19 protein-coding genes and 1 riboswitch are annotated in these 20,994 nt (G+C 68.7%); of the genes, 13 read left to right on the forward strand and 6 right to left on the reverse strand.

The window, feature by feature from the left end:
* Positions 1 to 21 precede the first annotated feature (21 nt).
* The gene (locus ACN675_RS09530; RefSeq protein ID WP_420750625.1) at positions 22 to 1,365 is read right to left on the reverse strand and encodes an MFS transporter; all 1,344 of its coding nucleotides are present in this window, start codon (positions 1,363 to 1,365) and stop codon (positions 22 to 24) included.
* A gap of 320 nt (positions 1,366 to 1,685) precedes the next feature.
* Between ACN675_RS09530 and ACN675_RS09535 the strand changes: the two genes are divergently transcribed.
* Genes ACN675_RS09535 through ACN675_RS09570 form a run of 8 tightly spaced genes read left to right on the forward strand, consistent with a single transcriptional unit; the run spans position 1,686 to position 8,205 of the window.
* A complete protein-coding gene (locus ACN675_RS09535; RefSeq protein ID WP_420750626.1) occupies positions 1,686 to 2,972 on the forward strand; it encodes a cytochrome P450 in 1,287 nt (428 codons plus the stop codon).
* Positions 2,965 to 3,276, forward strand: a complete 312-nt coding sequence (locus tag ACN675_RS09540; RefSeq protein ID WP_420750627.1) for a 2Fe-2S iron-sulfur cluster-binding protein — start codon at positions 2,965 to 2,967, stop codon at positions 3,274 to 3,276. Before ACN675_RS09535 ends, ACN675_RS09540 begins: the two co-directional genes overlap by 8 nt.
* Positions 3,273 to 4,514, forward strand: a complete 1,242-nt coding sequence (locus tag ACN675_RS09545) for an NAD(P)/FAD-dependent oxidoreductase (protein WP_420750628.1) — start codon at positions 3,273 to 3,275, stop codon at positions 4,512 to 4,514. Before ACN675_RS09540 ends, ACN675_RS09545 begins: the two co-directional genes overlap by 4 nt.
* Complete coding sequence (locus ACN675_RS09550) at positions 4,511 to 5,296, forward strand: protocatechuate 3,4-dioxygenase subunit beta (protein WP_420750629.1); 786 nt, start codon at positions 4,511 to 4,513, stop codon at positions 5,294 to 5,296. Before ACN675_RS09545 ends, ACN675_RS09550 begins: the two co-directional genes overlap by 4 nt.
* A gap of 11 nt (positions 5,297 to 5,307) precedes the next feature.
* Positions 5,308 to 5,808 carry a hypothetical protein gene (locus ACN675_RS09555; protein ID WP_420750630.1) on the forward strand — a complete coding sequence of 167 codons (501 nt, stop codon included), beginning with the start codon at positions 5,308 to 5,310 and terminating at the stop codon, positions 5,806 to 5,808.
* Positions 5,809 to 5,823: 15 nt separating this feature from the next.
* Positions 5,824 to 6,597: an enoyl-CoA hydratase/isomerase family protein gene (locus ACN675_RS09560; protein ID WP_420750631.1), complete on the forward strand. Its 774-nt coding sequence runs from the start codon at positions 5,824 to 5,826 to the stop codon at positions 6,595 to 6,597.
* A 7-nt stretch (positions 6,598 to 6,604) separates the two neighbouring features.
* Positions 6,605 to 7,051 carry an acyl-CoA thioesterase gene (locus ACN675_RS09565; protein WP_420750632.1) on the forward strand — a complete coding sequence of 149 codons (447 nt, stop codon included), beginning with the start codon at positions 6,605 to 6,607 and terminating at the stop codon, positions 7,049 to 7,051.
* Positions 7,048 to 8,205: a flavin reductase family protein gene (locus tag ACN675_RS09570; RefSeq protein WP_420750633.1), complete on the forward strand. Its 1,158-nt coding sequence runs from the start codon at positions 7,048 to 7,050 to the stop codon at positions 8,203 to 8,205. The genes ACN675_RS09565 and ACN675_RS09570 overlap by 4 nt, the downstream gene beginning before the upstream one ends.
* A gap of 211 nt (positions 8,206 to 8,416) precedes the next feature.
* On the opposite strand, the gene ACN675_RS09575 is transcribed toward ACN675_RS09570, so the two are convergent.
* Together ACN675_RS09575 and ACN675_RS09580 are read right to left on the reverse strand one after the other, a co-directional pair.
* A complete protein-coding gene (locus ACN675_RS09575; protein ID WP_420750634.1) occupies positions 8,417 to 9,844 on the reverse strand; it encodes an MmgE/PrpD family protein in 1,428 nt (475 codons plus the stop codon).
* A gap of 8 nt (positions 9,845 to 9,852) precedes the next feature.
* Positions 9,853 to 11,217 (reverse strand): MFS transporter, encoded by a 1,365-nt coding sequence (locus ACN675_RS09580; RefSeq protein WP_420750635.1) that lies wholly within the window; start codon positions 11,215 to 11,217, stop codon positions 9,853 to 9,855.
* Positions 11,218 to 11,375: 158 nt separating this feature from the next.
* Here ACN675_RS09580 and ACN675_RS09585 point away from each other — a divergent pair, with 158 nt between their 5' ends.
* Genes ACN675_RS09585 through ACN675_RS09600 form a run of 4 tightly spaced genes read left to right on the forward strand, consistent with a single transcriptional unit; the run spans position 11,376 to position 16,856 of the window.
* Positions 11,376 to 12,149 (forward strand): IclR family transcriptional regulator, encoded by a 774-nt coding sequence (locus ACN675_RS09585; RefSeq protein WP_420750636.1) that lies wholly within the window; start codon positions 11,376 to 11,378, stop codon positions 12,147 to 12,149.
* Positions 12,146 to 13,351, forward strand: a complete 1,206-nt coding sequence (locus ACN675_RS09590; protein ID WP_420750637.1) for a CaiB/BaiF CoA transferase family protein — start codon at positions 12,146 to 12,148, stop codon at positions 13,349 to 13,351. Before ACN675_RS09585 ends, ACN675_RS09590 begins: the two co-directional genes overlap by 4 nt.
* On the forward strand, positions 13,348 to 14,262 hold the full coding sequence (locus ACN675_RS09595; RefSeq protein ID WP_420750638.1) for a citryl-CoA lyase: 915 nt from the start codon (positions 13,348 to 13,350) through the stop codon (positions 14,260 to 14,262). The genes ACN675_RS09590 and ACN675_RS09595 overlap by 4 nt, the downstream gene beginning before the upstream one ends.
* Positions 14,259 to 16,856, forward strand: coding sequence for an aconitate hydratase (locus ACN675_RS09600; protein ID WP_420750639.1), 2,598 nt, complete (start codon positions 14,259 to 14,261; stop codon positions 16,854 to 16,856). Before ACN675_RS09595 ends, ACN675_RS09600 begins: the two co-directional genes overlap by 4 nt.
* 98 nt (positions 16,857 to 16,954) lie before the next feature.
* On the opposite strand, the gene ACN675_RS09605 is transcribed toward ACN675_RS09600, so the two are convergent.
* Positions 16,955 to 18,172, reverse strand: coding sequence for an NADP-dependent isocitrate dehydrogenase (locus ACN675_RS09605; protein WP_197255275.1), 1,218 nt, complete (start codon positions 18,170 to 18,172; stop codon positions 16,955 to 16,957).
* 260 nt (positions 18,173 to 18,432) lie between these two features.
* Positions 18,433 to 18,550, forward strand: a riboswitch (SAM riboswitch).
* A gap of 133 nt (positions 18,551 to 18,683) precedes the next feature.
* Between ACN675_RS09605 and metX the strand changes: the two genes are divergently transcribed.
* Positions 18,684 to 19,814, forward strand: coding sequence for a homoserine O-acetyltransferase MetX (gene metX / locus ACN675_RS09610; RefSeq protein WP_420750640.1), 1,131 nt, complete (start codon positions 18,684 to 18,686; stop codon positions 19,812 to 19,814).
* Here the strand turns inward: metX and ACN675_RS09615 are convergent.
* Positions 19,811 to 20,095: a DUF3017 domain-containing protein gene (locus ACN675_RS09615; protein WP_197255271.1), complete on the reverse strand. Its 285-nt coding sequence runs from the start codon at positions 20,093 to 20,095 to the stop codon at positions 19,811 to 19,813. The genes metX and ACN675_RS09615 overlap by 4 nt on opposite strands.
* A 20-nt stretch (positions 20,096 to 20,115) precedes the next feature.
* Positions 20,116 to 20,970, reverse strand: coding sequence for a bifunctional methylenetetrahydrofolate dehydrogenase/methenyltetrahydrofolate cyclohydrolase (locus ACN675_RS09620; protein WP_420750641.1), 855 nt, complete (start codon positions 20,968 to 20,970; stop codon positions 20,116 to 20,118).
* Positions 20,971 to 20,994 lie beyond the last annotated feature (24 nt).

Raw genomic sequence — 20,994 nt, forward strand, 5'->3', positions numbered from 1 at the left:
CTTCGTGAACTGCCGCTGCACTCAGTGGGTGGGCAGCGGCTCCTTGGAGCGCTCGGGGATGAGGAATGCGGCGATCAGGCTGAGCAGGGCCATGCCCATCAGGTACGGAGCGACTGCCATGACCGAGCCGAAGCTCTTGGTCAGCGCCTCGGCGATCGTGGGCGCGAAGGCTCCACCGAGCACGGCACCGACCGCATAGGACAGCGACACCCCGGAGAGCCGGATCTTCGCCGGGAACATCTCGGCGAACAGAGCCGACTGCGGTCCGTAGGTCAGACCCAGCGGCGCGGCCAGCGTCAGCAGCGCCACGCCGGTACCGAGCTCGGAACCCCCACTGAGGAGCCAGAACTGCGGCACGAGCATCACGAACAGCAGGAAGTAGCCCGTGCGGTAGACGACCCGGCGACCGGCGCGATCACTCCACCACGCCCCGAGGTAGGTGCACGCGATCCACACCGCGCTGGCCGCGACGAGCCACATCAGCACGTGGTTGCGGGGCAGGTCGTGTGTCTTGGTGGAGTACGCGAGAACGAAACCACCGACGATCATGTACCCGGCGGCGATGTTGCCCACGAGCGTGCCGGCCGCGAGGAAGACCTTGCCGGAGTGGTTGCCGAGAAGCTCCCGCAGCGGGGTCTTCGCCGTGGCGTTCGATTCCTCGAGCTGCGCGAAGATCGGCGACTCGGAAACCCTGGACCGCACGAAGTGACCCACGAGGACCAGCACCACCGAGAACAGGAACGGCAGACGCCAGCCCCAGGAGTCGAACGCTTCCTTGCCCAGCACGCCGTTGAGGACGGCCATCACGATGATCGCCAGCATCATGCCGAGCGGCATGCCCATCTGGGGGAAGGAGCCCATGCGCCCGCGGCGACCGGGTTCGGCGTGCTCGACGGCGAGCATCGCCGCGCCACCCCACTCGCCGCCCGCGGAGAGCCCCTGGAGGCACCGCAGCAGAATGAGCAGGATCGGAGCCGCGATACCGATCGACGCGGCCGTCGGCAGCAGACCGACCAGGACGGTCGATACACCCATCAGGGCCAGCGTGAGCACCAGCACGAGGCGGCGGCCGTAACGGTCACCGAGGTATCCGCTGATGATCGCCCCGAGTGGCCGGAACACGAAACTCACGCCGGTGGTCGCCAGCGCGGTGAGCTGGCTCCACTCGCCGAGACCGCTGAAGAACAGATTGCCGAAGAGCAGGGCAGCGACCTGCGCGTAGACAAGAAAGTCGTACCACTCGACCGTGGTGCCGACGAGCGTCGCATACGCGACGCGTCGCCGTTCCCGGTCCATGCCTGCCGGCGCAGTGCTACCCGCCGACGCGAAAGCTTCGGCGAGTTCAGGAGTCCGATTCGCTCCCATAGGAGTCCTCTCGACAGAGTCGTTTATGAAAGCCACTGCCCGCAATCCGGTTTCAACGGAGCGCCGGCCCCAGGACGGGACTGCGCTCACGGAATCGGTTCGGCGGAGTCCGGTGACCTGGACCACAACGGTGACGGAAGACTCTTGACTTGTCAACACGCTCTCCCGCGAAGTCGCGTCCGTCCTCGGATTTCCGGGGAGTTGTTGACAAATCATCAAACTCTGGACACACTTCGACCGTCTGTTGACAAAACAACAACTACGGTCGAATGTGACCTCGAGCACGGTCACACACGACCGACGGGAGAAAGTGCAGACGGATGACTGTCACCGACGAGAAGCCCACCGCCGCCGCCGCACAGTGCCCCGTGACCAGCGGATTCAAGCCGTTCGATCACGACGGCACCTACGAGTTCTTCCTCGGCGCCCGCCGCGAGGCACCGGTCTTCTACAACGCCGAGACCGACTACTGGGTGGTGACCAGGCGCGAGGACGTCCTCGCGGTGTTCAAGGACGCCGACCGGTTCTCGGCCGCGAACGTGCTGTCCTCGGTCAAGCCGTACCCCGAGGAGCTCACCCGGTTCCTCGCGGACAACAACTTCACGGTGGAGCCGGTGCAGTCCAACACCGACCGCCCCCGGCACTCCCGGATCCGGCAGAGTGCGGGCCAGTTCCTGAACCCCAGGCGCTACCGCGACTTCGAACCCCGCGTCCGCGCTCTGGTCCAGGAGTACGTCGAAGGCCTGCGCGAGAAGGTCGCACGCGGTGAGGACGAGGTCGACATCGTCGCCGAACTGACCCACGAGATGCCCGCGCGCGTGGTGTTCATGCTGCTCGGCGTCGACGACGTGGACCCGCTGCAGATCAAGCGCTGGGCGCTCAACCGCGCCACCATGATCTGGGGCAAGCTCACCGACCAGGAAATGATCGACGCCGGCCACGAGCTGAACAACTTCTTCCAGTTCTGCCGGGAGATCGTCGAGGACCGCAAGGTCGACCCGCGCGACGACTACCCCAGCAAGCTGCTGGAACTGCGTGACGGCGACGACAGCGTGCTGACCGAGAACGAGATCATCTGCCTCGTCTTCGCGCTGCTGCTGGCCGGTCACGAGGCCGTCACCAACGGCCTGACCATCAGCGTCCTCACTCTGCTCGAGCATCGTGAGGCCTGGGAGGAACTGGTCGCGGACCCCTCGCTGATTCCCCGCGCGATCGAAGAGGTCCTGCGGCACAGCACGCCCGTCATGACCTGGCGGCGTACCGCGCTCGAGGACGTCGAACTGAGCGGCGTGACCATCCCGGCCGGCGGCAAGATCCTGCTCAGCCTGGCCTCGGCGAATCACGACGAGGCCCGGTTCGAACGTCCCGAGGTCTTCGACATCCACCGCCGCAACTCCCGTGAACATCTGTCCTTCGGATACGGCATCCACGTGTGCATGGGAGCACCCCTCGCACGCGCCGAACTGAAGATCGTGCTCGAAGAACTCGTCAACGCCTTCCCCGGCATGAGCCTGGTGAAGGGACAACAACTCGAATGGACCAGGACGATGGCCCACCGCGGCCCCCAGAGTCTGAAGGTCCGCCTTGGAGGTTCCGAAAATGGCTGAGGTCACCTGGATCGCCGACGGCGAGCGCATCACCGCGGATGTCGCCGACGGCATCAACCTGATGGAAGCAGCCGTCGCCAACGGCGTCCCCGGCATCGTCGGCGAATGCGGCGGCGGAATGATGTGCGCCACCTGCCACGTCTACGTCGAGTCGGACCACCGGACCGGTGAACCCACCCCGGTCGAGGCCGACCTGCTGGACTTCGCCGAGGTCCCCCGCCGCGACACCAGCCGGCTGAGCTGCCAGATCGTTGCCCGGCCCGAGCTCGACGGCATCACCGTCGAAGTGCCCTCCGCCTGGTGAGCACCGCCATGAGCCACGGAACCGTGATCGTCGGCGCCGGACAGGCCGGCCACACCACCGCCATGCAGTTGCGGGCCGCCGGATACGAGGCCCCGGTCACCGTCATCGGCGACGAGCCGGCCGCCCCCTACCAGCGTCCTCCGTTGTCCAAGCGCTACCTGCTGCGCGAGGTCCAGCCCGAGCACCTGGCACTCGGCGGCCGTGCCCGGGGACCGCAGATCGACCTGCGCACCGGCGAACGCGTGGCCCGCATCGACGTCGACCGGCGCCTCGTCGTCTCCGACGCCGGCACCAGCTTCCGCTACGACCATCTCGTGCTGGCCACCGGCACCCGGGCCCGGAGGCTCCCCGAGGCGCTGGTGGGCGGACTCGCCGGTGTGCACGTGCTCCGGACCCTCGCCGACGCCGACACCCTGGCCGGCGCCCTCGACGACGCGAAGTCGGTGCTCGTCCTCGGTGGCGGCTTCATCGGACTCGAATTCGCCGCCGTGGCAGCACGTCTCGGCCGTCGCGTCACGGTGGTCGAACGCAACCGAGTGCTGGGGCGGGTCGTCAGCGAACAGGCGGCCGAGCACATCCGGTCCGTGCACCTGGGCAACGGCGTCGAATTCGTCGAAGGTCGTGAACTCGCCTCGTTCGACGGCGTGGACGGACGCGTGACCGCCGGCGTGATGACGGACGGAACCCGCATCGAGGCCGACCTGGTGCTCGTCGGAATCGGCGCCGAACCGGTCGCCGAGCTCGCCGCCGACGCCGGCCTCGACGTCGACAACGGCATCACCGTCGACGAACTCGGCCGCACCAGCGCCCCCGGCGTCTACGCGATCGGCGACTGCGCCAACTTCGCGTGGCGCGGCGGGCGACGGCGACTCGAGTCGGTGCAGAACGCCGAGTTCATGGCGAAGGCCGCGGCCGCGCACATCGCGGGCAGGGAAACTCCCCCGCGGCCCGCACCGTGGTTCTGGTCGGACCAGTACGACGTGAAACTGCAGATCGTCGGCCTGCTCGACGAGAGCGACACCGTCGTCACCCGAAAGGCCGAGGACGGCAACGGATTCTCCCTGTGGCACTACCGCGGTGACGACCTCGTCGCGGTGGAGGCCCTCAACGACCCGGGCGCGTTCCTGACGGCCCGCAGGCTGATGGACCGCGGGGTCAGCCCCGCACAGCACACCGTGGCCGACGAGAGCCTCGGAATCCGGGACATCGCCGCACAAGCACTGGAGGCAACATCATGATCGAATCGTTCGATCCGCCGCTGGCGGACTCGAACTCCCTCGTCAGCACCCTGCGCGTGCCCCTGCAGGCACCGGTGCACCTGGACAAGGAGTTCTTCCACAACCGGCCGGGCCCCGCCTTCGGGCAGCTCAAGCTCGGCGCGTTCGACAGCGACCTCACCGTGCAGGGCGTCTCCGAGCCGATCGGCACTCGGGTCATCGTGCACGGCCACATCACCGACAGCGGCGGTGTCCCGGTCAAGAACGCCCTCGTCGAGATCTGGCAGGCGAACAGCGCCGGCGGATACCGCGACTCCCTGGACGTCTCGGGCTTTCCGCTCGACCCGAACTTCTACGGTGCCGGACGCTGCCTGACCGACAGCCGCGGCTACTACCGGTTCGTCACGATCCGCCCCGGCCCGTACCCGGCGATGTTCAAGGACGGTGCACGTGTCTGGCGCGCCTCCCACATCCACTTCTCCGTGCTCGGCGCCGGATGCGCGAGCCGCCTCGTCACCCAGATGTACTTCGAGGGCGACCCGCTGATCCGGATGGACCGCATGATCAATGCCATCCCGGACCGGCGTGGACAGGACCGGCTGGTCGCCAAACTGGACGCGGACAACTCGATCTCCGAATCGTTCGGCCCATCGAGGACACTGCCCACCGTCGACGGCAGCGGTGCCGTCGTGTACCCGCCCAAGCGGACCGATCCGGGCGCCCTGCTGACCAAGAACCCCTCGGCACTGGCCTACCGCTTCGACATCGTGCTCCGCGGATCCGCCGCCACCCCGTTCGAATGAGGGACGACTCGATGATTCTCACCCCCGCACAGACCTGCGGCCCCCTGTTCGGTTTCGCGCTGACCCCGCCCGCGGTCACCCAGGCCGTCTCCGAGGACCACCCCGACGCGATCGTCATCGAGGGCATGCTCCTCGACGGTCGGGGCGAGCACGTGGACTACGGCGCGTTCCTCGAGTTCTGGAGCGACGAACAGGCCTGCCGCGTGCGCACCCTGGAAGGGCGCTTCCGCGCCGTCGTGCGCAAGCCGCAGCCGGTCACCCTGGCCGACGGCCACACTCTCGCACCGCAATTGGGCATCTTCATCTTCACTCGCGGCCTCGCGGGACCGCTGGTCACCAAGATGTTCTTCCCCGACGAGACGGACGCCAACCGGTCCGACGCGATCCTGCAGCAGGTGCCCGAGGAGCGCCGTCACCTGCTCGTCGCCCAGCCCACCGGCCAGGAAGGCCACCTGCAGTACGACATTCACCTGCAGGGTGAGCAGGAATCCGTCTTCTTCTCCCTCGACTAGGCAAAGGCCCCCACCATGGAAGAGAACCTGATCGTCGAGCGCCTCGGCCACGTGCTGGTGCTCACCCTCAACCGTCCCAAGAAGCTCAACGCGATGGACAGCGCGCTCTACATCCGCCTCACCGACGAGCTGCGCGGCGCCGACAAGGACGACGACATCCGGGCCGTGGTCATCCGCGGCGCGGGCACCTCCTTCTGCTCCGGCGCGGACACCGGCGAATTCGCCGAGCTGACGCCGGACAACACCGAACGCGTCGAGGCGCGGGCCGGGCTCACCTACGAACTGCACAAGACCATCCCCGAGATCTCGAAGCCGGTGATCGGCGCGGTCCACGGCTACACCGTCGGCGGCGGTTGCGGTCTCGCGCTGGCCTGCGACATCACGATCGCATCGGCCGACGTCCGGATGGGCTATCCCGAGATCAAGCACGGCCTGGTCGCCGCCGTGGTGATGGCGAACCTCACCAAGCAGCTCGGCCGCAAGGCCGGCTTCGAGCTGGTGGCCACCGGTCGCCTCGTCGGCGCCGAGGAGGCCGCCGAGCTCGGCATGGTCACCCGCGTGGTCCCCGAGGGCGAGGAGTACACCGAAGCACTGAAGGTCGCCCAGGCCCTGGCTGCCCAGATCCCCACCTCCCTGCAGGCCACCAAGCGGCTGTTCCACAAGGTCGCCGATCTCCCGCTGGCCGAGGGCCTGGTGCGTGGTCGCGAGGCGAACGAGGAGATGCGCGAATACCGCGCCGACGCGCTCAAGGACTTCGGCGCCGCGGTCAAGGCCGCCAAGGCCGGGTGAGGACGCCATGACGGACCAGCCGAGCACGGCGCTCGCCGCCTCCGGGCACGTCGTCGAGGACATCTTGCGGGTCAGCGACCTCGACTTCCAGCGCCACATGGGCAACACCGCCTTCACCCAGGTGTTTGCGAACGCGCGCTTCGCCTTCCTGAGCGACTGCGTCAGGCCGACAGTCGGTTTCGACGTCATCCTCGCCCTGGTCAAGCTCGAGGTCGAGTTCACCGGACAGGTCCACTACCCCGCGACCATCCGGACCGCCACCCGGATCGAGAAGATCGGACGCACGTCGATGACGCTGCTCCAGACGATGTCCGTCGGCGAGAAGGACGTCGCGTCGTCCCGCTCGGTCTTCGTCCTCACCGATCGCGACAGCGGGCGTCCGATGGCGTGGCCCGACGAGGTTCGCGCCCTGGTCGACTCGACTGCCCCCACTCCGGTGGCCGTACCGTCATGAGCACCGGGGTCCTCGATCCCGCCGATTTCCGGCAGGTGCTCGGTCACCATCCCACCGGGGTCGCGCTGATCTCCAGCGTGACCGCCGAGGGGACACCGGTCGGAATGATCGTCGGGACGTTCACGTCGGTGTCCCTCGATCCCCCGTTGGTCGGTTTCCTGCCCACCCGCGACTCGGCGAGTTTCGCCGAGATCGAGAAGGTGGGGAAGTTCACCGTGAACATCCTCGCCCACGACCAGGAACCGCTCTGCCGAGCGCTGTCCCGGCCCGCCGCAACGAAATTCGACGGGGTCGAGTGGTCGCCGTCGGGCAACGGCTCCCCCCTGTTGCCCGACATCGTGGGCAGTATCGACTGCACCCTCGAATCCACCACCCCGGCGGGCGACCACTACTTCGTCACCGGCCGGGTGAAGAGTCTCGCGATCCACAGACCCGTTGCGCCGTTGCTGTTCTTCCAGGGCGGTTTCGGCGGCTTCGTCCCCGGTTCGTTCGTCGCACCGAGCGACGGGATCGTCGCCGGGAGCGTCCCGATCGTGCAGCGCATCCGCAGCGGCATGCAGGCGTTGGCCCACGCGGCAGGAGGCGAGGTCACGGCCTACGCCAAGGTCGCCGACCATGCGGTTGCCGTGGCGACGGTGGCCGCAGCCGACGTCCCGCCGTCGACCGTCCTGGGTTCGAAGCTGCCGCTGACTCCTCCCTTCGGTGAGGTGTTCCTGGTGGGCGCCCCGGAGGCCGAGGTCGAGCAGTGGCTCGCGACCGCGGGGGGTTCTGCCGACGACGAGGTGCTGAGCGTCGCGCGGGAGCGGTTGGCCCACGCGTGCCGACACGGCTGGACCGGTTCCTACGCCGGTGAAACGCGGGACCGGTTGCTGTTCCCCGCCCTGGACGAGTACGGCCTCGACTCCGTCACGCCCGCCCGGCAGCGCGAGGTCCGGCAGATGCTGCACGCCGCAGTGCCGGAACTTCGACCGGTGCCGCTCGAGGCGCAGACGCTCTACCAGGGCGCAAGCCTGGTGGCGCCCATCAGAAATGCTCACGGCCGCTGCGAACTCATGCTGCGGCTGTGCCGGATACCACCCACGCCGGGCGCGGACATCGCAGCGTGGGGACTCGAACTCCGTCGACTCGCCGAGGAGGCTGCCGAAAACCGGTAGCCCGGCGAACGGAGCACGAAACGGGAGGGACCGCCATGCGCCACCGCGCGTGGTGGTCCCTCCTCGTCGGCGGAACCCCATCCCCGAAGCCGGTTGCACCCACAACCGGTCGAATCCGAAATCGGTTGCGCCTGAGGGCAGTACGTCGACAAAGAAAAGAGGTCCGCGCCGGGCATCCCCGGCGCGGACCTCTTTCGTGTCGTGCTCGGCGTTACGGCGACTCGGGCAGGGACGTCGCGTCCGGACTGATCAACGCCGAAACGACGCTCCGGACGTCCTCCACCGTCGTGAGATCGGACGTCATCCGCTCGAGGTCGCGCACCTGATCGGCCGGCAGGCGCCAGGGCGCATAGCCGACGCAGTCACCGAACCCCTGTGCCTGCTCCTCCGGCGTCAGGGGGTTGCCGGGGTAGCCCGGGCCGATCTCGAGGGTCCGCACCCACGTGCTGCCGGTGGTGGTGTGCACCTCGACCCGCGACGACGAGTGCCCGGTCAGCTCCGGGTCGAAATGCACCCGGATCCGCGCGAGCATGTCCGATCCGTCGAGCTCGGCGACCCGCTCCGGTTCGAAGTGCTCGAGCAGCGAGGCACCGCGTTCGAGGGCATTCGCGCAGGTGTACTGGGCACTGAACTGCGCGTTGACCCGCGGGTTGGTGCCCGGCTCGAACGGCTTGCCGATGAGATTGTGGGCGAACTCCGGCAGGTGGATGTCGACCCGCTCGATGTTCTCCTTGCCAACGGATTCCAGTGCGAGGAGGGCGGATTCGGTGACACCCTGGGTCAGGCCGCAGCTCGGGTACTTCTTGAAGAAGATGTCTCCCAGCCCGTAGCGGCCGCCGATCTCCTCGACGAACGACTCCGGAGTGCGTTCGCCGCGCGCATACAGCCGCGCGTACCCGAACGGTCCCGAGAGGTAGTTCGCGGGCCCGGTCAGCCCGGCCTGGGCGAACTGGACGCTCTGCACGGCCGACGCCGCGGTCCAGCCCTGGATCAACCGCACCGCGAGGGACGCATCGACGTTGCTCTGGAAGCTCGCCGCGCACCGGTTGAACGAGAGAGCCAGCGCGTTCAGGGTCTGTTCGGCGTCGAGTCCGGCGGCCCGGGCCGCGGCGGCGGTGGCTCCGAGGAGGCCGGCGACGCCCGTCGGGTCGAGGCCGGCGTACTGCTCCTCGGTGAGGTTGAACCGGATGCCCGCCTCGAGCCCGACGGCCAGGGCCGCCAGGAGCTCCGAGCCGGTGCACCCGCCGCGGAGCTCGGCGGCGGCCAGCACCGCCGGCACGACCGAGGAACCGAGGTGCAGCCCCGGGACCATCGTGTCGCAGTAGTCGAGGGCGCGCGCCATGGTGCCGTTGAGCAGCGCGGCGCTCTGCGCCGGGAGGGGGTCGCCGTGAACGAACGACCGCGCCTCACCTCGACCGCCCTGGACGACGACCATCTTCCGCAGTTCCGCGATTCCGTCCTGGGCGGCCCCGGCGATCGCAGTGCCGCACACCGTGCGCAGGACCTGATGGGCGATCGCGAGCACATCGGAGGGGATGTCGGCGACCACGGTGTCGGCGACGAAACGGGCCATCTGCCGTTCCGGGGAGGCCGGCGCGGCCTGCACCTCGGTTTCCAGCGTTGCGGTGTCGATACTCATGAAACTCCTCAGTGCTGGGGCAGGGACTTGGACGCGGTCCGCCCCACGGTGGCGACGCTGATCAGACCGACCACGGCGACCAGGATGACCCATCCTGCCGGACTGGTGTCCTGTCCGGTGCGCTGCACCAGGAGCTCCGCGATCAGGGGCGCGGTGCCACCGGCGGTGATGGTACCCAGGTTGTAACCCAGCGCGATCCCGGTGTACCGCACGTTGGTCGGGAACAACTCCGCCGCGAGGGCGTAGGTGGGTACCTGGACGAATCCGTTGAAGAACATGTAGACGACGTAGACCGCGATGGCCAGGAGCACGCTGCTCGTGGTGGACAGGATCGAGAACGCCGGCCAGGCCAGGAGCGCGAGTGCGACGTAGCCGACGATCAGAACCGGCTTACGGTCGAACCGGTCGGAGAGCAGACCGGGCAGCGGGAAGGTGATGGTCGCGATCGCGATACCCGCGGCGGCGATCCACGCGATCGCCGTCGGCGAGAGATGTCCCTTGCGCTGCAGGAAGATTCCGAAATAGGTCAGGCCGATGTACACCGTGCCGTTGAGCGCGACCGACATGCCGAACACGCGGAGCACCGACAGCGGGTGGTTGCGGATCACGGTCGCCAGCGGTCGCTTCTCCACGGCCGGTCCGTCGAGACGCTCCTCGAGTTCCTTGAACTGCGGGCTGTCCTCGAGCCGGAGACGTCCCCACAGGGCGACGGCGGCGAAGATCACGGAGACCAGGAACGGAATTCGCCATCCCCAGGACTGCATCTGCTCGGCGCTCAGGCCCAGCCGGACGGCACCGACGACGGCCGCGGCCACCGCGAAACCGAAGGTCGCACCCATGGCGGTGGAACTTCCGAAGAAGCCGCGGCGCCCCGGAGGCGCGAGTTCGGCGATGTAGGTCGCCGCACCGCCGACCTCACCACCCGCCGCGAAGCCCTGGACCAGGCGGACGATCACGATCGCGACGGTCGCCGCGATGCCGATGTTGGCGTGGGTGGGCAGCAGACCCATCACGAGGCACGCGGCGGACATGAGCAGCACCGTCGAGACGAGCGCGAAGCGCCGGCCGCGGCGGTCACCGAGGATCCCGAAGAACCAGCCGCCGACGGGACGGACCAGGTACGAGGACGCGAACACAGCCAGCGCCGAGAGGGTCGCCGTGGCCGGGTCCTGCTCTGGGAAGAACAGTGGCGCCAGGGTCAGCGCCAGAAATCCGTAGACGCTGAAGTCGTAGTACTCGATAACGGTACCGACGCCTCCGGCGAGCGCGGCTCGGCGCGCCATGGCGGGGTTCCCCGTGGTCTTCGCACCCCCCTCCGTGTTCACCCCGTTGTTGTTCACACCTTCTTCGATGAGCTCGCCGCTGGTGGTCATTTTCCTCCTCGTGTTCGACCACTACGTGGTCGATCGGAACCACAGAGCAGTCCTGTGGTCTGCGTCACGCATAAAACCATGGTGTTGTTGACAAGTCAATACGACGTTTATCCATCAGATGGTTTGCAGAAACCACCTAGCGGACCTACAGTGGCGTCATGACACAGGTAACAGCGGCCGCAGGAGCCGACGGCGGGGTCCGCAGCGTGGCCCGCGCCTTCGATCTGCTCAACGGGTTCGACGCCGAACATCCGGTCCGGACCCTGCGCGAACTCGTCGACATCAGTGGACTGCCCAAGTCCACGGTGGTGCGGCTGCTGGGCACGCTCACGTCGCAGGGCATCATCGCCAGCCCCGGCGAATCGACGACCTACAGCGTCGGGCCCTCGTTCCTGCGCTGGGTCAAGCTGGCCGAGGCGATGTGGGAGATCGGCCCCGAGGCCCGGAGGCTGATGACCGCCCTGCGCGACCGGTGCGGCGAAACCGTGAACATCTACATCCGCCAGGACCTGCACCGCCTGTCGGTCGCGCAGATCGAGGGAACCACCACGGTCCGCAGCGTGGTCCAGGTCGGGGCGCAGTACCCCCTGACGACCGGTGCCGCGGGCCGGATCCTGCTCGGCGCCTGCCCGGACAAGGTCCTCGACGCGCTGGCCGAGCAGAACGGCGTGAGCACAGCGGACCTGCGCAGCAGAGCAGCCGGGGACCTCGAGGCCGGCTGCGCGATCACCCACGGAGAGCGGGAACTGGGCGCCTCGGCGGTCGCCGCCCCGATTCTCTCCGCCGACGGCCGAGTCCTCGCCGCACTCTCGATCAGCGGCCCCACGTCGCGCTTCACCGCCGACCGGGTCGCCCGGTACGTCGACGCCGTAATTGACACCGCCCGGCAGATCAGTGCTGTCGGGCTCGGAACCGTGGAGGCTTTCCTTTGACCACCGATCTGCTCGGGGGCGTGCGCGTCCTCGACATGACCAATGTCCTCGCCGGCCCCTTCGCCGGCTACCAGCTCGCCCTCCTCGGTGCCGACGTCGTCAAGGTCGAGACCGCCGGCAGCGGTGACCTGGCCCGTCAGCTGGGTGCGGACCCAGGCCTGAGCGCCGAATACATGGGCGTCTCCTTCCTCGCCCAGAACTCGGGTAAGCGATCGGTCACCGTGAACCTCAAGACCGTTGGCGGCAAGGAGGTTTTCGAACGCCTGCTCGCCGACGCGGACGTGCTGCTGGAGAACTTCCGTCCGGGCGTGCTCGAGCGCCTCGGCTTCGGCTGGGACCGCCTGAAGGAGATCAACCCCCGCCTGGTCTACTGCGCGGTGTCCGGGTTCGGCGCCACCGGCCCGCTGCGCGGCCGCCCCGCCTACGACCAGGTGGTCCAGGGCATGTCCGGAATCATGAGCGTCACCGGCGACACCCGGTCGGCGCCCCTGCGGGTGGGCTACCCGGTCTGCGACAGCTTCGGCGGCCTCGCCGCGGCGATGGCCGTATGCGCCGCGATCGTCCGCCAGCGCGCGACCGGACAGGGCGCCTACCTCGACACGTCCATGCTGGACGCCGCGATCACCTCCATGGGCTGGGTCGTCTCCAATCACCTTGTCACGGGCAAGGAGCCGATCCCCATGGGCAACGAGAACATGACCTCGGCCCCCTCCGGTGCCTTCAAGACCGCCGACGGCGTCCTCAACATCGCGGCGAACAAGCAGGAGCAGTACGAGATCCTCTGCAAGGTGCTCGGCCGCGAGGAACTGATCACCGACCCCCGCTTCGTCACCCGCGAGGACCGCAAGCGCAACCGCGAGATCCTGCGCGACGAACTCGAGATCTCGCTGAAGGAGAAGTCCGCGGCCGAGTGGGACGAGATCCTCCTCGACACCGGAGTCCCGGCCGCACCGGTGGTCCCGGTGTCGGAATCGCTTCGCTCCGAACAGATCCGGCATCGTCAGCTGATCTCCGAGGTGGAGATGCCGGTCGGAGACGCCGGCACCGTCCAGGTCCTCGGCCTGCCCACCCATGTCGACGGTCAGGCCGTCGGCCCCGCCACCCGCCCGCCGACCCTCGGTGAGCACACCGACGAGATCCTGGCCGAGATCGGTTTCACCGCCGACCAGATCACCAGCTTCCGTGAAGAAGGTGCCGTATGACCACCGCAGAAACGACTCGACACATCGCCACCTCCCCGGCCCGCACGGCTGCCCTCGAGGCGGTGGACTCGCAGAAGACCGCCGATTGGTGGAGCACCGCCGTCTCGGACATCGAACCCGACGTGATCCGGTTCCGCGGATACCCCATCCAGGACCTCATCCGCCGGGCCACGTTCGTCGAGACCATCTGGACCATGGTGCGGGGCTCGATGCCGTCCCGCGCCGAGGCGGCCCTGCTGGAGAAGGCGCTCGTCGCGGCCGTCGACCACGGGCCGCAGGCACCGTCGATCGCGGCCGCCCGGATGGCCGCCACGTGCGGTGTCGGCCTGCACGGCGCGATGTCGACCGGTGTCGGCCTGCTCGGCGACGTCCACGGCGGTGCCGGCCAGCAGTGCGTCGAGTTCCTGCAGCGGCTGGTCACGTCCGCCGAGGGCGGCGATCTCGGCGAGGCCGTGGCGGCCGAGGTGGCGGCCTATCGCGCGCGCCGGGCCTACGTTCCCGGCTTCGGCCACCGGTTCCACACCCGCGACCCGCGCCGGGATCCTCTTCTGGAGGCGGTCCAGGCCGCCGTGGACGCCGGAGTCGTGTCCGGCCGCTACCTCGCGGCCGCGCTGGAACTGGAGGAACAGCTCTCCGCGGGCCGCACCCGACCGGTTCCCATGAACATCGACGGTGCGACGGCCGTCATCTACGCCGAACTCGGCTTCACCGCCGAACTCGCCCGCGGCCTGTTCATCCTGTCCCGCTCGGTCGGCGTTCTCGCCCACAGCTGGGAGGAGTCGCAGAGCGGTCGCCGCATCAAGGGCCCGATGCCGCCTCCGCTGCTCCCGACCTACGTCGGGCATCCCGAGCGCGCGTGGGATCCCGAATCGGTGGAGGATCCCGAAGCGGAGGACACGAACGGCCGATGAGCATCTCCGACACGGATCCCTTCCGGTCGCTGACGGCGTTGCCGCTCGACGACCCGGTCGGTTCCCCGCTGCACTACTACAGCCTCGCCGCCGCCGAGGCCAACGGCGCCGGACCGATCGGCGAGCTCCCCTGGTCACTGAAGACGCTCGTCGAAGGGGCCCTGCGCAATCAGGGCCATCCCGAGGCGCTGCCCGAGCACGTCCTCGCCCTGACCCGCCGGGACGAGACCGCCGCCGTTCCGTTCTTCCCCGGACGTGTCCTGTTCCAGGACGCCTCCGGCATTCCGGTGCTGGCGGACATCGTGACCCTGCTCGAGCGGGCCGAGAGCGACGGCATCGACGCGTCCGCCTTCCGGCCGTCGTTGCCCCTCGACCTCGTCGTGGACCACGCGCTGGAGGTCGACGAACACGGACACGTCGCCGCAGCGGGCCGGAACATCGACCTCGAGTACATGCGCCACCACGACCGCTACCGATTCCTGCGCTGGGCCCAGGACCGCATCCCCGGGCTCCGCGTCGTCCCGCCCGGGGTCGGCATCTGTCACCAGCTGAACCTCGAGGTCCTGGCACCGGTGGTCACCACCACCGAATCCGACGGCCTGCGTGTGGCGGCCCTGGATGCGCTGGTCGGCACCGACTCGCACACCACGATGATCAACGCGCTCGGTGTCACCGGGTGGGGCGTCGGCGGAATCGAGGCCACCGCCGCAGCGCTCGGGCAGGCCCTCATGATCCGGGTGCCGCGCGTCGTCGGTGTCGAACTCACCGGCCGCCTCGCGCCGGGAGTGCTCGCGTCCGACCTGGCACTGACCCTGGCGGAACGTCTGCGCGCGGTGAACGTGGTCGGGGCGATCGTCGAATTCCACGGCGACGGCCTCGGTTCGCTGTCGGTGCCCGACCGCGCCACGGTCGCCAACATGGCCCCCGAATACGGCGCCACGATGGCGTGGTTCCCCGCGGATCACCGTACCCTCGAGTACCTGTCCACCACCGGGCGCTCGCCCGAGCAGGTCCGCCTGGCCGGGCAGTACCTGGCCGCCCAGGGCCTGCTGCACACCGCAACCAGCCCGGTCCCCCGGTTCGGGACGACGCTGCGGATCGACCTCGGCAGCATCACGACGACGCTGGCCGGTCCGTCGCGGCCGCACGAAGCTCTGTCGCTGTCCGACGTTCCCGCATCCCGCGGCGAGTCCGGCTCGCACAGCGGCGACATCGCCATCGCCGCGATCACCAGCTGCACCAACACGTCCAACCCCCGCGCCCTGGTGACCGCGGGTCTGCTCGCGCGCAACGCCGTCGCGGCCGGTCTCGCCGCGGCACCGTGGACCAAGACCTCGCTCACCCCCGGATCCCGCGCCGCGGCCGACCTCCTCGAGTCCAGCGGCCTGCAGGCACACCTCGACCGGCTCGGTTTCCACGTCACCGGATTCGGTTGCGGCACCTGCATGGGCAACTCCGGTCCGCTGTCTCCGGCCCCGGCCGGCTCGGACAGGACCGCGGACACCGCCGTGCTGTCCGGCAACCGGAACTTCACCGGCCGGATCCACCCGGACGTCACCCACGCCTACCTCGCCTCCCCGGCGCTGGTCGTGGCCTACGCCCTGGCCGGCAACGTCCGGGTCGACCTGTCGGCCGAGCCTCTCGGTCACGCCGGTGACAGCTCGCCGGTCACCCTCGCCGACCTCTGGCCGGACGAGCAGGAGATCGACGCGCTGCTCGCCGAGCACGAAGCGGCAGCGCTGGGCCGTGGCGCGGATCGGGCGTTGACGACCGACCGCTGGGAACAGCTCGAGTACCCGCACGGCGAGCACTACCGGTGGGACGGGGAAACCGGCAGCATCCGCCGGCCCCCGTTCACCGACACCGAGCTGACCGTGCCCGCGATCACGGGAGACCTGCACGCGCGTCCCCTGCTCGTGCTCGGGGATGCCGTGACCACCGACCACATCTCCCCCGTCGCGCGGGTCCTGCCCGATTCCGCGGCCGGACGTTGGCTCGTCGAACGCGGTGTCGACGAACGGGCGCTGGGCACCTTCAGTTCTCGCCGGCTGAACCACGACGTGATGGTCCGGGGTGGCTTCGCGAACACCCGCCTGCACAACTTCCTCGCGCCCGAGCGCGAGGGCGGCTGGACGCGGATCTCGCCGGAGCAGCCTCCGGTGCCGGTCCATGTCGCCGCCGAACACCACCGGGAGCACGGCACACCCGTCGTCGTGGTTGCGGGAGAACTCTACGGCGCCGGGTCCGCCCGCGACTGGGCCGCCAAGGTGACACGGCTGCTCGGTGTCCGGGCCGTTCTCGCCCGCAGCTTCGAACGCATCCACCGGACGAACCTGGTCGCGCTGGGTGTCCTGCCGATCCAGTGGGACGGACCCGCCCCCGAGGAGTTCGACGGCAGCGAGGAGATCTCCGTGCTCGGTCTGGACGATCTCGGAACATCCCGGGACGTCACGGTCCGGGTCACGCGCGCGGGCAGGGTGTCGTGGGAGGGCACTGCACTGGCACGGCTCGACACTCCGCTGGAGTACGAATGGCTGCGTGCCGGTGGCCTGTTCGGACATCTCCTGGCTACGCGGTCGCCGCTGTCGGTCTGACACGCTGTCGGCCCGACAACGCTGTCGACCCGACGAAAAGCAAGAGAACGGGGCGCCTCCTTCCGGAGGCGCCCCGTTCTGCTGTGTCGCGAGCTACGTCAGGCGCGAGCCTTCTGCAGGTTCTCGTCGAGGGTGCCGAGGAACTCCTCGGTGGTCTGCCAGCCCTGCTCGGGGCCGACGAGCAGAGCGAGGTCCTTGGTCATCTGGCCGGCTTCGACGGTCTTGATGACGACGTCCTCGAGCTGCTGCGCGAACTCGATCACCTCGGGGGTGTTGTCGAGCTTGCCGCGGTGCTCGAGACCGCGGGTCCAGGCGAAGATCGACGCGATCGGGTTGGTCGACGTCGGCTTGCCCTGCTGGTGCTGACGGTAGTGGCGGGTGACGGTGCCGTGCGCCGCCTCGGCCTCGACGGTCTTGCCGTCCGGGGTCATGAGCACGGAGGTCATCAGGCCGAGCGAACCGTAGCCCTGCGCGACGGTGTCGGACTGGACGTCGCCGTCGTAGTTCTTGCAGGCCCACACGTAGCCGCCCTCCCACTTGAGGGAGGAGGCGACCATGTCGTCGATGAGGCGGTGCTCGTAGGTCAGGCCCGCGGCGTCGAATTCCGCCTTGAACTCTTCCTCGTAGATCCGCTGGAACTCGTCCTTGAACATGCCGTCGTAGGCCTTGAGGATCGTGTTCTTGGTCGACAGGTAGACCGGGTAGTTCTGCTGAAGGCCGTAGGCCAGCGACGCACGCGCGAAATCCTGGATGGACTTCTTGTAGTTGTACATCCCCATGACGACGCCGCCGTCCTCGGGGATCTTGCACACTTCGTGCTGGATCGGCTCGCTGCCGTCCTCGGGCGTGAAGGTGATCGTGACGGTGCCGGCGCCGGGGACCTTGAAGTCGGTGGCGCGGTACTGGTCGCCGAAGGCGTGACGGCCGACGATCACCGGCTTGGTCCAGCCCGGAACCAGGCGGGGCACGTTGGAGATGATGATCGGGGCGCGGAAGATGGTGCCGCCGAGGATGTTTCGGATCGTGCCGTTGGGCGAGCGCCACATCTTCTTGAGGCCGAACTCTTCGACGCGCGCCTCGTCCGGAGTGATCGTGGCGCACTTGACGCCGACGCCGTGCTTCTTGATGGCGTTCGCCGCGTCGATCGTGACCTGATCGTCGGTCGCGTCGCGGTGCTCGATTCCGAGGTCGTAGTACTCGAGATCGACATCCAGGTAAGGGTGGATCAGCTTGTCTTTGATGAACTGCCAGATGATGCGGGTCATCTCGTCGCCGTCGAGTTCGACGACCTTGCCTTCAACCTTGATCTTGGACATGTGCGCTTCGTGTCCTCCTAGGACGTTTCCTCGGCCCGATTCGACCGCACTTTGTGAGTACGGCTTCACACTGCTCAGAGGGATCTGAGCATGGACGTGTTCACACGCGCGGGAACACGTGCCAAACAAGACAAGCGTACTGCTATTCCCTGGGAGCGCAAAGCGCGGGTTTCACTACCGACCGGTAACTTTGCGCTGGTCAGCGGGGCGCTCGGCCCGGCTTCCGGCGCGCCGGAACGAGCCGCTAAACTTGCCGTTCAGGTCATGAGTACCAGCATCGAGCCCCGGCTTGCTGGTCGGCAACCCTCCGGTCAGGGTGGGGTGCTCCGGGTGAAGACCGGGCCGTTCGGCGCACAGGCCGGGCGGCAAGCCTGTACAGGGAGGTAGTGACCATGAGAGTTGTGATCATGAGCTGTCGCGCGTAGATCCGACCCGACCATCCGCCGCCCGCCCAGAAGGACATGATGACCCACACCCTCACCTCCACCGTCGTCGTCGAGGCGGTCGCGTCTTGACGGCGGGCACCGAACGGCGATACGTCGACCTTCCTCCCGAGGACGGCCGTCTCGGCCTGGTCGACATCGGCGCGCTGTCGCTGGAGAACGGTGAGACGCTCCCGAACGTCACGCTCGCGGTGCAGCGCTGGGGAGCCCTCTCCCCCGCCCGCGACAACGTCGTCCTGGTCGAGCACGCGCTCACCGGGGATTCGCACATCACCGGACCCGCCGGACCGGATCACCCCTCACCCGGGTGGTGGACCGGAATGGTCGGGCCGGGCGCCCCGATCGACACCAACCGCTGGTGCGTCGTGGCGTCCAACGTGCTCGGAGGCTGCCGCGGCAGCACCGGGCCGGGCAGCATCGCCCCGGACGGCAAACCGTGGGGGTCGCGTTTCCCGCAGATCACCATCCGCGATCAGGTCGCCGCCGAGGCCGCGCTGCTCGACGTGCTCGGCATCGAGACCCTCGCCGCCGTCACCGGCGGATCCATGGGTGGCATGCGCACGCTCGAGTGGATTGTCACCCATCCGGACCGGGTCCGGGCCTCGCTGATCCTCGCCGTGGGCGCCCGCGCCACCGCCGACCAGATCGGCACCCAGACCACGCAGATGGCCGTCATCACCGGCGACCCCGACTGGCAGGGCGGCGACTATCACGGCACCGGACGCCGTCCGGACGCCGGACTGGGCATCGCGCGCCGCATCGCACACCTGACCTACCGCACCGAGGAAGAACTCGACTCCCGCTACGCGAATTCGCCTCAGGCCGACGAGGATCCGTGGCAGGGCGGACGGTACGCGGTGCAGAGCTACCTCCAACACCAGGCCGACAAGCTGGTGTCGCGGTTCGACCCCGGCACCTACGTCGTCCTCACCGAGGCCATGAACCGCCACGACGTCGGGCGCGGACGGGGTGGAGTCCAGGCTGCGCTCGCCGGTTCCCCGGTTCCGACGATCGTCGCGGGCGTCAGCTCCGATCGGCTGTACCCGCTGCGGCTGCAGCAGGAGATCGCCGACGGGCTGCCCAACTGCGACGGTCTGCGGGTCCTCGAATCGCGGGACGGGCACGACGGATTCCTCACCGAGGCCGACGCCGTTGCCAAGCTCCTGGTCGAACTGATGGACCTGGTCGAACGCGGCTAACCGGTTCCGAGAGGGTCGATCGAGACGGCAAGCGCCACGATCGCCCCTCCCACCAGGAGCATCGCCGCGACATCGAATCGTTTGCCGCGCACGGCCAGCACCCCGACCTGCTCGGGCGCCAGCGCCCACCGCAGCACACCCGCGAGGATCACAGCGCCACCGAACACGAACGCGCCGCGCCGCCACCGGTCCGCGAGCACCAGCACCACCGCGGCGGCGATGACCACGGTCACCGCCACCAACGGCAGGTTCCGGCGGGCGAACCGCATCCAACGGTCCATCCGAGTCGCCTTGTTCCGGATCAGAGGCCGGCGAGCTGCTCGGCCCGCTCCACCACGTTCGTGAGCAGGAAGGCACGGGTCAGCGGGCCGACACCACCGGGATTCGGCGAAATGAACCCGGCGACCTCGCGCACCTCGTCGGCGACGTCTCCGCGCAGACCGTCCGCGGTGCGGGAGACACCCACGTCGAGCACCGCCGCACCCGGCTTGACCATGTCCGCGGTGATCAGACCGGGCACACCGGCCGCCGCGACGACGATGTCGGCGCGCTCGACCTCGGCCTTCAGATCCTTGGTCCCGGTGTGGCAGAGCGTCACGGTCGCGTTCTCACTGCGACGGGTGAGCAGCAGGCCGATGGGACGGCCGACGGTGACGCCACGGCCGACGACGACCACATGGGCGCCGGCGATCGGAACCTCGTAACGGCGCAGCAGGTGCACGATGCCGCGCGGGGTGCAGGGCAGCGGAGCCTCCTTGCCGAGCACGAGCCGGCCGAGGTTCACCGGGTGCAGGCCGTCGGCGTCCTTGTCCGGGTCGATGCGTTCGAGCGCGGCGTTCTCGTCGAGATGCTTGGGGAGGGGAAGCTGCACGATGTAGCCGGTGCACGCGGGATCGGCGTTGAGCTCGTCGATCGCGGCGTTGAGCTGCTCCTGGGTGATGTCGGCGGGCAGATCCTTGCGGATCGAGGTGATGCCGACCTTCGCGCAGTCGTTGTGCTTACCGCGCACGTACGCAGCCGATCCGGGATCGTCACCGACGAGGACGGTGCCGAGGCCGGGCGTGATGCCCTTCGCCTTCAGCGCGGCCACTCGGGCCTTCAGGTCCTCGAAAATCTCGTCGCGGGTTGCCTTGCCGTCCAGGATCGTCGCAGTCACGACTGCCATTGTCGCAGGTCCGTG

The sequence above is a fragment of the Rhodococcus sp. O3 genome, from assembly GCF_048897285.1.
Taxonomy (GTDB): domain Bacteria; phylum Actinomycetota; class Actinomycetes; order Mycobacteriales; family Mycobacteriaceae; genus Rhodococcus.

What these genes read in the sequence shown, in the direction of transcription:
- ACN675_RS09530 (WP_420750625.1), bottom strand. Translation starts at nt 1,365, where the DNA reads ATGGGAGCGAATCGGACTCCTGAACTCGCCGAAGCTTTCGCGTCGGCG.
- ACN675_RS09535 (WP_420750626.1), top strand. Translation starts at nt 1,686, where the DNA reads ATGACTGTCACCGACGAGAAGCCCACCGCCGCCGCCGCACAGTGCCCC.
- ACN675_RS09540 (WP_420750627.1), top strand. Translation starts at nt 2,965, where the DNA reads ATGGCTGAGGTCACCTGGATCGCCGACGGCGAGCGCATCACCGCGGAT.
- ACN675_RS09550 (WP_420750629.1), top strand. Translation starts at nt 4,511, where the DNA reads ATGATCGAATCGTTCGATCCGCCGCTGGCGGACTCGAACTCCCTCGTC.
- ACN675_RS09555 (WP_420750630.1), top strand. Translation starts at nt 5,308, where the DNA reads ATGATTCTCACCCCCGCACAGACCTGCGGCCCCCTGTTCGGTTTCGCG.
- ACN675_RS09560 (WP_420750631.1), top strand. Translation starts at nt 5,824, where the DNA reads ATGGAAGAGAACCTGATCGTCGAGCGCCTCGGCCACGTGCTGGTGCTC.
- ACN675_RS09565 (WP_420750632.1), top strand. Translation starts at nt 6,605, where the DNA reads ATGACGGACCAGCCGAGCACGGCGCTCGCCGCCTCCGGGCACGTCGTC.
- ACN675_RS09570 (WP_420750633.1), top strand. Translation starts at nt 7,048, where the DNA reads ATGAGCACCGGGGTCCTCGATCCCGCCGATTTCCGGCAGGTGCTCGGT.
- ACN675_RS09575 (WP_420750634.1), bottom strand. Translation starts at nt 9,844, where the DNA reads ATGAGTATCGACACCGCAACGCTGGAAACCGAGGTGCAGGCCGCGCCG.
- ACN675_RS09580 (WP_420750635.1), bottom strand. Translation starts at nt 11,217, where the DNA reads ATGACCACCAGCGGCGAGCTCATCGAAGAAGGTGTGAACAACAACGGG.
- ACN675_RS09585 (WP_420750636.1), top strand. Translation starts at nt 11,376, where the DNA reads ATGACACAGGTAACAGCGGCCGCAGGAGCCGACGGCGGGGTCCGCAGC.
- ACN675_RS09595 (WP_420750638.1), top strand. Translation starts at nt 13,348, where the DNA reads ATGACCACCGCAGAAACGACTCGACACATCGCCACCTCCCCGGCCCGC.
- ACN675_RS09600 (WP_420750639.1), top strand. Translation starts at nt 14,259, where the DNA reads ATGAGCATCTCCGACACGGATCCCTTCCGGTCGCTGACGGCGTTGCCG.
- ACN675_RS09605 (WP_197255275.1), bottom strand. Translation starts at nt 18,172, where the DNA reads ATGTCCAAGATCAAGGTTGAAGGCAAGGTCGTCGAACTCGACGGCGAC.
- ACN675_RS09615 (WP_197255271.1), bottom strand. Translation starts at nt 20,095, where the DNA reads ATGGACCGTTGGATGCGGTTCGCCCGCCGGAACCTGCCGTTGGTGGCG.